The sequence below is a fragment of the Asaia prunellae JCM 25354 genome (assembly GCF_000613885.1).
GTDB lineage: Bacteria > Pseudomonadota > Alphaproteobacteria > Acetobacterales > Acetobacteraceae > Asaia > Asaia prunellae.
In genome coordinates this window covers 44,390-59,160 of sequence record NZ_BAJV01000018.1, presented here as the reverse complement: position 1 = coordinate 59,160, position 14,771 = coordinate 44,390, and the positions used below count along the sequence as shown (strand labels likewise).

Genomic DNA, 14,771 nt, shown 5'->3' with positions numbered 1-14,771 from the left:
ATGCCGTCGAGGAACACCATGCCCAAAGCAGGATCCCGGTCTTTTACCCGTTCGAAAAGCGCCTGCCAGACACCCGCTTTCGCCCACCAAATGAACAACTGGGCCGCAGTCCACCACGGGCCAAGTTCGGCGGGAACGGCCCGCCATTTCGTCCCGTTCTGGTGCCGCCAGAAGATCGCCGAGACGGTCCGCAGCAGATCGCGCTGCGGGGTTTTACCTTTTGGACGGACCGCCTCAATCAGAGGTTCCCACACCGACCACGCATCATCGGAAAACGCAGACTGCATCATGCTCATCACAATGAGCTATGCAATCTCATACATGTTCCAAGACCTAACGGGACCTAGTCTGTCAGGAAAACCGACCCGATCCCGATAGTACCTGCACTCATGAATTGCTCGGCTGACCTGCCTGCACCACATCGACTGCTGACAAGCCTCTCCGGAGCTGATGACTCATGCTCCGGCTTTACGACAAGATGAAATTTCCGGAATGAACCAGAAATGATTTTATGTGACCACCCCCACGGTACGTGGAAGAGAAACACCTTCGATACCGACTGAAACCCCATTGACCTCCGAGCATTTCTGCTCATTTTCGCACTTTGTCATAAGTGTCAGAACAAGTATGAGGACACCCACCAAAAAGGCGTGCAAGACAGACAACACCCCGGGAATTGGTCTTTTTCCTCTGCATTTTCTTTTATTAAAAAGATTCAGGCAAAACTATACTTATCATACGCAATAAAAATTACATTATCCCTGTAATTCCGATGCACGGAAAAACCATGCCGCAGTCTCGATCTCATAGAATTTTCCATTGATAATCATACTTTACTTTACGACAGTAAATTAAGCCCTCCTCACCTCGTGCCTTCTCCCGTTTCGTGAACACCACATATGTCACACGAATGTGACAGCCTTTTCCCCAAAATGAGCTCTCCACAGAGAAAATCCCTTGAAAACTCAGGGCCCCAACACAAGGTGTTTGTTGCAAATCGTCTTAGAATTCTCCTTCTCAGCGCCCATGAAGAATTCGCAACAAATTATTATGTATTGGGTATTTTCAATCTGTATTTGTTGACTCTGAGCAAAGGTTAAGACATCTATAAGAACGTTGATTTTCTGATGCGGGTATAGGCACGGGGCACGATCTGAGGTTTGGGCTGGTTCAAGGCGCCCAGCGCTATGTAACGATCAATGTCTGATGCCTCCATAAACAACCATAAGGAGCAGATCGCATGGCGATCGTAACAGTAGTTGGTTCGTCTGGTATGTCAGTACAGGTCACTGTTGAAGGTGCCCGTATGCTGTCTCTGGCCTCAAGCTATGCCTCACAGATGTGGAGCGCGGCCGAGAGATTAAGTCTCACTTCTGTCGATCTTGCGGCTGGCGATAACTCAAGTCCCTCGACGTCCAATGCCCTGATTCAGGGCGTGATCACGACGGGTGGCGCCTTCTCGATGACCGGGAACTATACCAATCTGGTAATTGGCGCACAGGGTGGTGCTTACAATCCGGCTGCTCCGGAATCCAACCCGTCGCCAGCCACTACCTGGCCCAACGCCGTTACCGTCAACGGCACAGGTATCACCGCCAGCTCACTGTCTGTTCTCGCCAGTGATACGCAGGGCGTCACCTTCTATGCTGGCAATTACAATGGCCGCTTTGTCTCAACCGTGGGTAACAACGTGTTTGACGCACGTGGTCGTACCGGTAACTGGACGATCGCAACAGGCGATGGCAACGACACCATTTTCGCAGCTGCTGGAACGAACAATATTCGTGCTGGCGACGGCCAGAACAGCATCACCTTGGACAAGGGCGCCAATTTTGTTGCTTCGGAAGGTCAGGACACTATCACTGGTGTCGAGAACTCATCCGATACAGTCACGATCCTGGGCGGCAACTCGATCGTCACGCTGCAGTCCAACTCTGCTGTGGTCGATGCCGCTCTTGCGGGCAGCCAGATCTCGGTTGGTGTTAACAGCACAATCTTCGGTGGTACAGGCTCGACAGTGAATTTCACTGGCGCGACAGGCACCATTGTGGGTTCTGTAGGCGATACAATTTCGGCAGCAGGCGATCTGCAGGTCTATCATGGCACGGATCAATCGGTCAGCGCCTCTGGAGCCCTGCAGTTCATCTCTGGCACGGGTAACACCTCGATCAATGCCGGTATGGGCACAATCTGGGGCGCCAATGACCTGCATGCTACGGTCAACACAAACGGCCTCGCCCTGTTCACGGCAAACCAGCCCAAGACAACAGGCAGCCAGTACATTGATGCCTCATCGTCGAAGGGCACTCTCGAAGCCTGGACGGGTGCAGGCAACAATACGATCCTTGGTACCTCAGGCTCCGACCACTTCGTTTTTGGTACACAATTCGCCGATTCCAATGGCGACAGCTTTGCAACCGTCACGGGTGGCAGCGGCGCAGCCAATACGTTTGGGGTTCTTGCAGGCCATAATGGCGGCGATATCACCATTACCGATTTCGGTAGTGCTGCAGGTAACATGTTCTTCATGTATAACTACAAGCCTGCCGACGCAGACAAGGCAGTCCGCGATCTTCTGGCTACCGCAACCGTTTCTGGCGGCAACACAACGCTGCAGCTGGACAACAACATGAAAGTGCACTTCCTGGGTGTGACTGATCTCAAGGCATCGAACATCGTCATCAGCTGACATACGATACATCCAGATCACGTTTTTTTTAGAGGCCCAGTCCAAAAGACTGGGCCTTTATTTTTTCTGTTGCTGCGTTTGGGCATATAGACCTTGCGGGTTATAGACATCCCGTTTCGACCGCATCACTGAGTGAGCACTTCTTTCTTGCCTGATCTATCTGACAAACAGTCACATACTGCTTTGAATCTTCCAGACACACATGATGAGGTGACTCAGGCTGCGGCCTATCTGGCCACTCTACGTGCAGATTCCCTCCAGGCTGAACTACGCATTGCAAACCAGCAGCTCAAATTGATCCGACATTCAGTATCATGGCGGATCATGGAGCCCTTGCGCTGGGTCAGAGCTCTTACGCTTGGTCGGTTACCTCGTGGCATTACAATCGACGAAGCATGGGAACAATGGCAGGACTCGCGACGTGCGGAAGGTTTCATCAAGGCGATAAGCCGCTTTTTCGCCGGCGGTACCGCCAGGAGACGCCTGTCGCGCCACCGAGACCAGGCAGGCGATCCTCTTTTTGTGCCGACAAAGGCCCAGGCTGCCTTTCTCAGAAGACCGGCGCCAGAAGCGACTGTCATGCTGCGCCCCCATTATCTTCTGATCGCTGATATGGGCTTGCAGCAATGCACGAAATATCGTGTCACCCAGAAGGCTGAATTCATCCGCAGTCTCGGCTGGAGAGTTCAGATTGTCGACTGGCAGGATAGCAGCGAGGCTCTCTCTGCTCTTCAGGTCGCGACACAGGTTCTTTTCTATCGCGTTCCCGGTGTTACTTCCGTACTTTCCCTTATCAAGGAAGCCAAACGCGTCGGTCTGAAGCCGCGCTGGGAGATAGATGATCTGCTTTTCAGCAAGATTCTTTATCGCCGCAATGGCAATCTCGCGACGCTTACCTATCATGAACGTCAAGGTCTTTATCATCTTGCCGATCTTTATCTGCGCGCCTTGCGTGCATGTGGTCGGGGTATGGCATCAACCCAGGCACTCGCTGAAGAAATGCGCAAGATCGGCATTCATGATGTGCTGATACTTGAAAATGCCCTTGATACCCAGACTCTCAGCATCGCGCGGTCGCTTCTTGCCTCTCCTGCGCCTCGTGATCCCGACACGATTTGGGTCTGCTATGGCTCAGGCAGTCGCGCGCATGACCAAGACTTCAAGGTTGCTGAAGCCGGGCTTGTTGCTGCAATGCAGGAAGATCAACGGATCAATCTGCTGATCATCGGGCCGCTCAAAATCTCAAAACTTTTCGCCCGGTTCGGCTCGCGTGTGCAGCGGCGCAGCGAGCTTTCCTATGAAGGCTACCTTGCAGAGCTGGCCAAGACTGATATTGCCATTGCGCCTCTTGAGAACACATTGTTCAATGACTGCAAAAGCAATATCAAGTTTCTCGAAGCTGCCATTCTTGAGTTGCCGTCTATCTGTTCCCCGACAGATACTTATCGTCGCGTCATCCAGTCAGGTGAAAATGGTCTTCTGGCTGATTCATCAACGTCCTGGAAGGATGCGCTGCTTTCCCTGGCACGCGATCCCGCCCTCAGACAGAGTCTTGCGCACAAGGCCAAAGAAACAGCCTTGTCGCTCTATGCTCCCGAACAGATCCTGGAGCACCAGGCAGCCCCCATTTTCGGCAAGCCTTCCGGCTTTGCCCACAGGGCACCTCGCGTCCTGCAGGTCAATATCTTCCTCGCGCCACGTTCCTTCGGGGGCGCCACCATTGTCGTCGAAGCCATGCTCAAGCCTCTGGAGAAAGCGGGGTTTGAAAACAGCGTTATGACCACGAGGCCCGTACTCGAAGAACTGCCCGATGGCGCCGTGCGCTATCGCATTCTTGATACGGATGTTTTTTCGGTGGTTGCCGGACGTAACGGTTCTACCGATAATCTCTCTATTGCCCATCAGATCGAACGCTGGATCGATGCCTGGGACGCCGAACTGGTTCATTTCCATGCCATTCAGGAAATGGGTGTGGGAATGGCCCGGATTTGCCAGAAGCGCGGCATTCCGTATGTTATCAGCCTGCATGATTGCTGGTGGCTGTCAGATAGTCTCTTCATCACACGCGATGACGGGCAGTATCATCTTGAACGTGATGATGTGCCGCTTGCTCCTGGCAATTCGACGCGTGCCCACTATCTTGGTGAGCGACGCAAACTCATGCGCCACGCATTGGCTGGCGCGGCAGCCATTCTCAGCCCGTCCGAAGAACATAAAAGTCTTTATGTACGCAATGGCGTGCCTGCAGATCGTATTCTGATCAATCGCAACGGTTTTACCTGGCCGTCACGACCCAGAGCAAAAAGACTGAAAGGCTCAAGACTGCGCTTCGGCTTCGTTGGCGGTATTGGCTTCGTCAAGGGCTATGATCTGATCCGCAAGGCACTGGAGCGCACGGAGCGTGACGATTGGGAACTGGTTCTGGTTGATAACACGCTTAATCTGGGCTTCCCGTCGATAGATACCTCGGAATGGCTGGTAAAAGGATCTATCCGCACCGTCCCTGCCTATACACAAGCCGGGCTAGATGATTTCTATGATCAGGTTGATGTGCTTCTTTTCCCGTCCCAGTGGCGTGAGAGCTATGGCCTGACCGTACGAGAAGCCCTGTCCCGGGATATCTGGGTGATCTCGACGGCACCGGGCGGACAGGCTGAAGAAATCGTCGACGGCGTGAATGGCTCTCTTATTCCAATTATCGACGATCCAACTCCGCTACAAACCGCGATAGAAGCACTCCTTGATCAGAAGGACAGGTTCGACACCTACGTGAACCCCAACAAGGGCAATCTGCCGAGCTATGACGATCAGGCGCAGGAGCTTGCCGCGCTTTACCGGCGCATTCTGAACCGTCCCTCCTGAACGCTTTTCTGTCCCATACTCCGGGCATAAGAAAACCCCCCTCAGCTTTTCAGGCTGAGGGGGGTTTTCATGAATTATCAGGACAAAGAATAGTGCCGTTCCCGGTTTCCTTCCTCACGCCTGATCGCGCCAGGCAAGAAACAGCCTGCTCTAGTTCGCCGAGGGCAGAGCGTAGGCCAGAACGTAATCGCCCTTACCGACATTAGTCCCTGTACGGGTCGCACCACCGGCCACGACAAGCACATATTGCTTGCCATTTTCGACATAGCTCATTGGCGTTCCCTGACCACCAACCGGCAGACGCTCACGCCAGACTTCCTTGCCGCTCCTGAGATCGAAGGCACGCAGATAGTTATCAAGCGAACCATGGAAGAAAGCGAGATTACCGCCGGTCAGAAGCGGACCACCCATCGTGGGCATACCAACAGGGATATAGAGATGAGGAATAATGCCCTTATCTCCGAAAATGCCATGGATACGCGCATCCTGAATGCTTCCTACAGGCACCTGCCACAATGTCTTCTGTGTTTTCAGATCGATGGCTGTCAACGAGCCGAAAGGTGGCTTGAAACAGGGAGCTCCCATGGGAGAGACGAACATCGAACGTTCCACACCCCACGGCGTACCGAGCTGTTCGGAGTATTCACCCTCGGTTGACGGAACGAGCCCGGCTTTCGCTGCTTCCTCTCTCTTGATGAACTGTCCCCACATGGCCATGCGGATATCGTTCACCACAAGAACACCAGTCTGCGGATCGATCGCGCCACCACCCCAGTTTGAACCGCCATAATAGCCAGGCCAGATCAGGGTCTTCTGCTTGTCTGTCAGCGGCGTCCATTCGCCTTCCCAGCGCATTTTCTTGAAGGCGATGCGGCAATAGAGCTGATCGAAAATCGTCGCCCCCCACATATCGCTTTCCTTCAGTCGCTCGACACCAATCGACAGATCGGAATAAGGCTGAACCGGGCTGATACGCTGGCCAGGCATACCGTCCGTTGCAACGGGACGGTCCGTGACCTTCACAACTGGCTTGCCTGTACGACGATCCAGAACGAAGATCTGGCTGCGCTTGGTCAGCGCAACAACGACCGGGGTCGTCTCGCCACCTGCCCCAGGCAGATCATACAGGATTGGCTGCGAGGTCACGTCGTAATCGAACATGTCCTGATTGGCTGTGCGAAAATGCCAGCGTTCCTGACCCGTACGCAGATCGAGAGCAAGAATTGCATCAGTGTATTCGTCAGAATAGGAATGGCGGTTGCCGGTCCAGAAGTCAGGCGTCTGATTGCCCATAGGAATATAGCAATGCCCAGCTTGGGATCATAAGACGCCGTACCCCAGAAATTCGGGGTTTCAGTCGCGTAGATCTGTCCGGGAGGAAGCGGGCGACTATCCTTGTTGCCGCGCGAAGCATCCCAGGCCCAGACGAGACGACCGGTGCGTACATCATAACCGCGGATCACGCCTGAAGGCTCGCCCACTGTCATGTTGTCGTTAATCTTGCCGCCAACCATGATCACGCCGTCGGCCACCAACGGTGCCGAGGTGAGATAATAGGAACCAGGTGCGGTGGGGCCGAGGCCTTCAAGCAGATTGACCATGCCATGATCACCGAAATCCTGGCATAAGGCCCCGGTCGATGCATCAAGCTCAAACAGGCGGGCATCATTGGTCGTACTGACGATGCGACGCGCACAAGGTGTTTCAGCCGTAATGGGCTCGGGTGCCGCAGGAAGCCCGCTGGTCGACACTGGAGGCGCTGCCGGATCGGTTGCCTCCCCCCCGACCGGGGCAGCTGCTTCTTCCGGACCAAAAGCCTTCGCATCGGGAGCAAGCAATGACATCGTTGTCAGATCGGCATAGCTGACACCACGGCAACGCTTCCACCCCTTGTTGCCACGCGTCACCTGCATATGCGGGTCAAAGCGCCACCGCTCATGCCCCGTAACAGGATCGAGCGCGATCACCTTGTTGAGTGGCGTGCAAAGGTAAAGAGTGTTGGCCACTTTCAGCGGCGTTACCTGATATTCTGAGCCATCTATGGCGAGATCGCCCGTGTGAAAGGTCCAGGCCAGTTTCAGGCCGGAAACATTCTCCGCATTGATCTGGACGTAAGGCGCAAAACGATCACCCGACAGATTACGCCCCCAGGCTGGCCAGTCATTACCGTTCTGTTGCCCTAGCGCCGTATCGACCTTCGGGGTCTGTGCGGAATCTGCGGTAACCTCGGCATGAGGCTGGAACATACCCAGCAGGATACCTGCAAACACAATGGCATAGAGTGCAGCGACGCCCGTACCCCAGACACGAGAGACACTTCCGGTGCGCGATATGCCAGTTTCGTTTGATCGTGCAGTCGAGCCGAAAAAGGGTGCAAGAAGCCCGACCACGATCGGCAGCACCACAAACACGATCACACGCGGCACGATGAGCCAGAATACAGCGCCCACTTCGCTGAAGGCCCAGCCAACCGCTACCACGCTAAGGAGAACAGACAGGGGCAGGGCAATTGTCTTGCGTGCCATCAGTGTTGCGCCGACTGCCGCCATCAACACGCCCAGCAGGATATAAACCCAGCTTCCCCCAAGCCATGCAAGATCGACACCGCCCAGTGTCAGGACGACACCAAGCAGTGTGATCACGAGACCGATCACTATACATAATAGATGGACAAGGCTTCTCACGAGCAATCCTCACGCTGGGCTTTCAGCGGCCCTGTCTCCTGCCGGAAGACAACCCCGCCGAGTGCCGTTTTAGGCATTGAGCTTTTACAAGCCAGAAAAACCAGAAACCGAAGCCATGGCGATACGCAACACCCGAAAGATCGGGAAATTTCGCAGTCAAAAACCAGCCTGAAAGCTCAAAGATTGGGTAATCTGCAGCCTAAATGTTTCATTTCCGTCATCACATCTTCATCAGCATGCCAATATAACGGTTTTTTGTCTTCGCAGAGAAAATTAATACAAATTATGTGCAGATCACTATACCTGCACAACCCTCTCAAGGAAGGTTCGACATGATCGCGAGAGCATATTGCGCTGCCGGACTCATGCGACCACCACGTGCCCACGCAATACCGTGTTCCATGTAGAAATCGTCACCAGGCATACCCCCCTCCAGTACGGGAAGCCGAGCCAGTTGCGTCTCCGAAAGGAGAGAAACGGGCATCAGGGCTGCAGCATCACAGGATTCGACCAGATGCTCGATCAGCGTAGGCAGACTGATCTCTATAAGCCGCGGAGGAAAGGGAAGTCCGCGTGAAAGCAGGATCTGGTCAAAGCGATCACGCATCGCCATACCCTTGAGCGGAAGCAGCCAGACACGGTCGACAAAATGCGACCATTTGTCGAAAACCTCCGCGCTCGTCATCAGATCATCATCAATCGCAATCACGCAATGTTCCAGGCAGAGCGTCCGGGTCTCAAAACGCCCTGAAGATGCCACGTCCAGAAGATTGACGACGACAATGTCATTCCGTCCCGCGTGCAGATCATCCAGAAGGCGCTTGCGCATACCATATTCGATACTGATTGTCAGAAGAGGTTGCTCCTGCTTCATACGTGCCACCCAGGTCACGAGCGGGCGTTCAAGCATGGGTGCCTGAAAGCCTATGCGTAAGGTTCCGTGAAGTAACGCCGTCTCTCTCGTGAAATCCTCGCTCAACGTCTGCAGTTCATGATCGATGCGCCGCGCAGCTACCAGAACGCGTTCGAGCCCTGGCAAAGGGACAAGATGCCCTTGAACACGTTCGAAGAGACGCTTGCCCAGAATTGCTTCTATCTCGATGCAGGATTTCGAGACAGCTGCTGGTGAAATACCAAGTCGTGACGCCGTCTGCCTCATGCTGCGTGTCGTATTGAGCATATCAAGAAGATGCAGATGACGCAGCTTGAGGCGTCGATGCAGCGTAATCCCGGACCCGGCCATCTCATTCCTCCATCACGTCAACCATTCAGTTGACAGGATATAACCCTATTTTGCTTCAATATCGAAACGTTTTGATCTCATAATCTTTCATCAGCACTTCACCGGGCAGACCGGTTACCGCAGTTTGCTCCAGTAATAATCAACAGGAAGCATGATGGTAAACTCAGAGAGACAGGAACGTTCTGTAAAGAAGCATGTAACGGCATCAGTATTCCTGTTGCTGGCTTCACTATCCTCCACAGCTCTCTCAGGTTTCGCAGATGCTGCTTCCCGTCGTGATACGTCTGGTCAGACCGCGCCACATCTTCACCCTGCTGCAACGACCGCAAACACCGCTCAGGGCGCATCTCTTCACGGCGCAACGCATCACAAAACGGTCACCGGTGGTGCCGAAACGCTCACAGTGACCACTTCCCGTCGACGCTTGCATTTCACTGCAGCCCAGCACGAAGCAGACGCCACGACACATATCACGGCAGAGACACTTACCCGTCAGGGGGGTGTTTCTCTGCTCGATCTGCCGCGCGTGGCACCCAATCTTACGGTTCAGAGTGTGAACGGCACCGGCACGACGAATTTCTTCCTGCGCGGCATCGGATTGAACGATTATACGCAGAACAACATGTCATCCGTACTCGTTTATTATGACGATGTTGCCTATCCATTGGCCCGTATGGCTTCGGGGCTGATGTTCGATATCGCAGGCGCATCGGTGGAGCCGGGGCCAGTCGGTTTCAGCCATGGTCAGACCGATACGGGGGGTGAAATTGCCTTCCGCACCTCGGATCCGACCGATGAGTGGCATGGGGGTGTCTCACAGGACATCGCAAGCTATGCCCGCAGCCGGACCAATCTCTTCGTTTCCGGCCCGATCGTCAGTGACAAGCTGAGTTTTCGTATTGCCGGGCAGACCATGCAGGGAGGCGGCTGGCAGACAAACCCGACCAATGGCGCCCATCTGGCGATGCCAGTCTCGGTGCCTGCGGGCCAAACTCCGCTGGCGTCCCGAAGAGCATACCGAGATCATGCTGAGCGGTCATTGGGTACAGGATGATTCCGAGGTTGTAGCGGCCAAACCCGTTATCAATTTCCTGCCCAGCCGTCCCTACCCGGCACTCTCCTATCAACAGGCGCAATGGGATTATAATACCCGACTGGCCAGACTGATCGGCCGCTCACCAACGCTCTCCCCCAGCGAACACAACACCATGTGGGGTGCGGACCTCAAGATGACGCACGATTTCGGATTTGCAACGCTCAAGAGCATCAGCGCTTTCGAAACCGAACGGGTAGGGGAGTATACTGATCAGGACGGCACGCTCTGGGCGACAGGCGATAATTATCGCAATATCGTCGCCAACAGCTTCTCTCAGGAACTGCGCCTGGAATCACGCAGAAAGCAGCCCCTCGAATGGGTGGTCGGAGCCTATTACGACCGTGTACGCATGACGCAGCAATCATTCTTCGATTTCACTGATCACGTCCCGACACGCGGCTATCTGCAGGAGACCTCCTTCGGACAGAATGAGCAGACCTTCTCACAATTCGCGCATCTCTCCTACAAACTACCCTATCGTGTGACGCTGATAGGCGGATGACCGCCAACTGCTCGATCTGCGCACGGTGCAGTTCGGGCGGCGCAGCCTGCAATTCCAGTCCACCGGCTCGAATATGAACCAGTTTGCCGGAACACTCGGCATACAGTTTCAGGCCACCAGAGATCTGATGACCTATTTCAAGGTCAGTCGCAGCATGAAGCCCGGAGCATGACCGCCAACAACACTGTAGTGCAGGGCCAGCTCGACCCGTTCAAACCCGAGACCGTTCTGGCCTATGAGCTCGGTTTCAAGGCCGATATCATTCCCAATCGCTTCCGGCTCAATGCTGCGGCCTTTTATTACGACTATCACGACCAGCAATATCTGGGCAGCTATGTTGTGCCCGGCTATGGCCCTCTGGGGCGCTTCGATAACATTCCGAAATCGGAGATCTGGGGCGTGGAATTCAACACTGAAATCAACCCCGTCCGCCACGTCTATCTGATGCAGAATTTTGGCTTTCTGCGCAGCAAATACCAGAAATTCCAGGCCATCAATGCGGCTGCCGTGAACGCGCAATATCAGCAGACCGGCATCTGGGCACCAATCTATACGGATTATGCCGGAACAGAAGGCATGAATCCCAAGCTTACCCTGAATGGATCTGGCGATTATCGCCTCACTTTCCTGCGCCGCTATGAGGGTGAAGCGGGTGTCGACTGGAATTTCCGCTCGGCTCAATCGATGGTTCCCGGCGGTACGGGCAATTATCAGCTTCCTGCCTATTTCCTGCTCGGTGCCCATATCACCGTGCATCCGCTCAAAGGCCCATGGACAGCGACCGTCTACGCGTCAAATATCCTGAACAGGGAGTATTTCACCACGAGTTCGCAATCGACCACGACCTATTTCCGTATACCAGGCCCACCCCGTTTCATCGGCGGTCGCATTGGCCTCACCTACTGACGCCTTACCCGACAAGGAGACATGTCTGATGACTGGATCGGATCAGGACAGGAAACGGCTTATCATGGCCGCCTGCGTGGGCAATTTTTTGGAATTCTACAATTTCATGGCCTATGCGTTTTTTGCACCGATGATCGCCAGGGCATTCTTCCCTGACAGTTCGGGGCTGGCCGGATTATTCGATGCGCTGATCACATTCGGCGCCGGTTTCTTCCTGCGACCGCTCGGAGCGTTCTGCGTAGGTATCTATGCGCGTCGCTACGGCCATCAGGCCGCACTCATGCTTACTTTTGCGATCATGGCCATAGGGTCGCTGCTTCTTGCTGCCACGCCCTCAACCCGCTCGATCGGTCTGATTGCGGCCTTTCTCATCGTTCTGGCACGCATGTTGCAGGGCTTTTCGGATGGGGGCGAAGTCGGCCCCGCGACAGCCATGCTCTATGACGCGGCCCCGCCGGGCAAGGGCGGCATTATCAGCATCATGCAATATGTCACCCAGCTTCTGGGCATGGTTGTGGCCGTGATTTTGGGGCTGTTCCTCTCCCTGACCCTGTCGCATGACGCGCTCTATGCCTGGGGCTGGCGCATTCCGTTTTTCATTGGCATCGCATTCTGCCTTTCGGTTTCTGGTTGCGCCGTCAGATTCCCGTGCAACAGGCACATCATGCAGAACCGCATCCGTTCGGAGATACGTTGCGCCTGCTCTTCACTCCCAAGATCCTGCTGGTTTTTGCCCTCATTGTCTGCGGGACCATCACGAATTACCTGCGCACATTCGGCGTCAGCTATGCGATTGCCGTCCTGCATCTGCCACCCGGCACAGCGATGTTCGCCATGGCACTCGGACTGATCTGCGGCGTGGTTGCGGTTATCGCAGGCATGCGCATTGCACTGCGCAACCCCGACCCGAAACTTTTCGTCATCGTGGTTTCAGTGATCAGCACACCACTTTGCATGCTCTATTATGCACTCTCGATCACCTATCCGGGCCTTGGCACACAGATCGGCCTGAATCTGACTGTATTTCTTTCGTCAGGCCTGCTGATTGCACCAGTCTGGCGCCTGCTCTTTGACGCTATTCCCGATCATAGCCGCGCGTTCATTTTCGGTCTGGTCTATGCTGTCGCCGTTTCCGTCTTCGGGGGTTTGACACAACCCGTCACGGTTCTGTTGATCGCACATTTCCATGATCGCATGGTACCAGCCTGGATGCTCGGCGTTTTGATGCCACTCTCGCTTCTGGCCTATCTTGCGCTGCGTCGCCGCATGATTCCCCCTTCATCCGGCGCGACAATTGTCGCTCCCAGGCCGATCCGGCCTGCTGACCCAGTTACCCCGACAAGGATTTTCCTGATGAAAAATACCGATGCCATACTCTCCTTTGTCGATGACCGTGCCCAAAGTCTGATCGCGCTCAGCGATGCTGTCTGGGAGGTACCGGAAACAAATTTCGAAGAGATACGCTCCTGCGCGCTTCATACCGAGAAGCTGGCCGAGGAAGGGTTTCGCGTCACACGCAATGTAGCGGGCATTCCGACGGCAGTCATGGGAGAAGCAGGTGAAGGAGGCCCAGTCATTGCCTTCCTCGGTGAATATGATGCCCTGCCTGACCTGACCAATGCAGCGGGCGTAATGGAACACACACCGCTCCCCGGTAATGGCAATGGCCATGCCTGCGGACATAATCTTCTCGGTTCATCGGCGCTGCTCGCAGCAACGGCACTGAAGAACTTTCTTGCTGCGCATGATCTGCCGGGGCGCGTACGATATTATGGCTGCCCTGCTGAAGAAGGCGGGGCAGGCAAGGCTTTCATGGTGCGTGAAGGTGTGTTCAACGATGTCGATGCTGCGATCTCATGGCATCCGATGTCTTTTACCGGCGTGTTCCCGCCTTCGTCTTTGGCCAATATCCGGCTCGACTTCACCTTTACCGGCAAGGCAGCTCATGCCGCAGCCGCTCCCTTCCTCGGACGTTCAGCGCTTGATGCTGCTGAGCTGATGAATGTAGGCGTGAATTATCTGCGCGAGCATATGCTCCCCAGTTCACGCATCCACTATGCCTATCTCGATGCCGGCGGCGCAGCCCCCAATGTCGTCCAGGCCAAGACCACCATCCGCTATGTCGTACGCACGCTCGACCTGGCTGATCTGGTGCCACTGACCGATCGAGTCCGCAAAATTGCGCAAGGTGCAGCACTGATGACTGAAACCCGGGTGGAGGAACGGGTAATCAGCGCCATGGCCAATCTTCTGCCCTGCCCGCCTCTCGAAGCGGCCATGCAAAACCATATCGAACGTCTTGGCCCACCGCCCTTCGATGAAGACGACCGCGATTTTGCCCGCAAAATGCAGGCGACTTTCCCGAAAAGCGACATCATCGCCGCCTTCCGTCACGCTGGAGCCAAGCCGGATCCCGATCAGCCTCTGGCCAATTTCGTGCTGCCAGCAGGGGGCAACCGCTCTTCCCTCGGCTCGACCGATGTAGGCGATGTGAGCTGGACGGTACCCACCGTGCAGGCGCTCGGCGCGACCTGTGCCATCGGCACGCAGCTCCATTCCTGGCAGATGACGGCGCAAGGCCAGTCTTCGGTCGCGCATAAGGGTATGATCCATGTAGCCAAGATCATGGCCATGACCGGGCTCGATCTCTTCACGAACCCCGACCTGCTCGAAGCGGCAAAAAAGGACCATGCAGACCGTCTGGCCGTTCAGCCTTATGTAACGCTGATTCCGGCGGATGTGGTGCCTTCTGCGGATAGTGAATAATTCGAAAAGGGAGGTGGGGCTCT

General features: G+C 55.0%; 9 protein-coding genes and 1 pseudogene. 7 read left to right on the top strand and 3 right to left on the bottom strand.

Annotated elements, in window-relative coordinates; translation table 11 throughout:
* Nucleotides 1–287, bottom strand: a 287-nt coding sequence (locus JCM25354_RS13805) for a transposase (protein WP_148301524.1), incomplete at its 3' end; no start/stop codon positions are given.
* Nucleotides 288–1,240: 953 nt separating this feature from the next.
* Here JCM25354_RS13805 and JCM25354_RS13790 point away from each other — a divergent pair.
* Together JCM25354_RS13790 and JCM25354_RS13785 are read left to right on the top strand one after the other, a co-directional pair.
* Nucleotides 1,241–2,689, top strand: coding sequence for a hypothetical protein (locus JCM25354_RS13790; protein WP_025886437.1), 1,449 nt, complete (start codon nucleotides 1,241–1,243; stop codon nucleotides 2,687–2,689).
* A 210-nt stretch (nucleotides 2,690–2,899) separates the two neighbouring features.
* A complete protein-coding gene (locus JCM25354_RS13785; RefSeq protein ID WP_243444086.1) occupies nucleotides 2,900–5,551 on the top strand; it encodes a glycosyltransferase in 2,652 nt (883 codons plus the stop codon).
* A 150-nt stretch (nucleotides 5,552–5,701) separates the two neighbouring features.
* On the opposite strand, the pseudogene JCM25354_RS23850 reads toward JCM25354_RS13785, so the two are convergent.
* Nucleotides 5,702–7,797: pseudogene (locus JCM25354_RS23850) on the bottom strand (membrane-bound PQQ-dependent dehydrogenase, glucose/quinate/shikimate family).
* Nucleotides 7,798–8,551: 754 nt separating this feature from the next.
* Entirely contained in the window at nucleotides 8,552–9,478 is a 927-nt protein-coding gene (locus JCM25354_RS13775) for a LysR family transcriptional regulator (RefSeq protein WP_025886435.1), read from the bottom strand.
* A 151-nt stretch (nucleotides 9,479–9,629) separates the two neighbouring features.
* On the opposite strand from JCM25354_RS13775, the gene JCM25354_RS22760 reads away from it, so the two are divergent.
* From JCM25354_RS22760 to JCM25354_RS13745, 5 genes are all read left to right on the top strand, one after another.
* Complete coding sequence (locus JCM25354_RS22760) at nucleotides 9,630–10,532, top strand: TonB-dependent receptor plug domain-containing protein (protein ID WP_243444083.1); 903 nt, start codon at nucleotides 9,630–9,632, stop codon at nucleotides 10,530–10,532.
* Nucleotides 10,504–11,076 (top strand): TonB-dependent receptor, encoded by a 573-nt coding sequence (locus tag JCM25354_RS22755; RefSeq protein ID WP_025886433.1) that lies wholly within the window; start codon nucleotides 10,504–10,506, stop codon nucleotides 11,074–11,076. The genes JCM25354_RS22760 and JCM25354_RS22755 overlap by 29 nt, the downstream gene beginning before the upstream one ends.
* A 168-nt stretch (nucleotides 11,077–11,244) precedes the next feature.
* A complete protein-coding gene (locus JCM25354_RS22750) occupies nucleotides 11,245–11,982 on the top strand; it encodes a TonB-dependent receptor domain-containing protein (RefSeq protein WP_025886432.1) in 738 nt (245 codons plus the stop codon).
* A gap of 28 nt (nucleotides 11,983–12,010) precedes the next feature.
* Entirely contained in the window at nucleotides 12,011–12,832 is an 822-nt protein-coding gene (locus JCM25354_RS19170; RefSeq protein ID WP_084294785.1) for an MFS transporter, read from the top strand.
* Nucleotides 12,808–14,748: an amidohydrolase gene (locus JCM25354_RS13745; RefSeq protein ID WP_369345796.1), complete on the top strand. Its 1,941-nt coding sequence runs from the start codon at nucleotides 12,808–12,810 to the stop codon at nucleotides 14,746–14,748. Before JCM25354_RS19170 ends, JCM25354_RS13745 begins: the two co-directional genes overlap by 25 nt.
* Nucleotides 14,749–14,771 lie beyond the last annotated feature (23 nt).

What these genes read in the sequence shown, in the direction of transcription:
- JCM25354_RS13790 (WP_025886437.1), top strand. Translation starts at nt 1,241, where the DNA reads ATGGCGATCGTAACAGTAGTTGGTTCGTCTGGTATGTCAGTACAGGTC.
- JCM25354_RS13775 (WP_025886435.1), bottom strand. Translation starts at nt 9,478, where the DNA reads ATGGCCGGGTCCGGGATTACGCTGCATCGACGCCTCAAGCTGCGTCAT.
- JCM25354_RS22760 (WP_243444083.1), top strand. Translation starts at nt 9,630, where the DNA reads ATGATGGTAAACTCAGAGAGACAGGAACGTTCTGTAAAGAAGCATGTA.
- JCM25354_RS22755 (WP_025886433.1), top strand. Translation starts at nt 10,504, where the DNA reads ATGCTGAGCGGTCATTGGGTACAGGATGATTCCGAGGTTGTAGCGGCC.
- JCM25354_RS22750 (WP_025886432.1), top strand. Translation starts at nt 11,245, where the DNA reads ATGACCGCCAACAACACTGTAGTGCAGGGCCAGCTCGACCCGTTCAAA.
- JCM25354_RS19170 (WP_084294785.1), top strand. Translation starts at nt 12,011, where the DNA reads ATGACTGGATCGGATCAGGACAGGAAACGGCTTATCATGGCCGCCTGC.
- JCM25354_RS13745 (WP_369345796.1), top strand. Translation starts at nt 12,808, where the DNA reads ATGTTCGCCATGGCACTCGGACTGATCTGCGGCGTGGTTGCGGTTATC.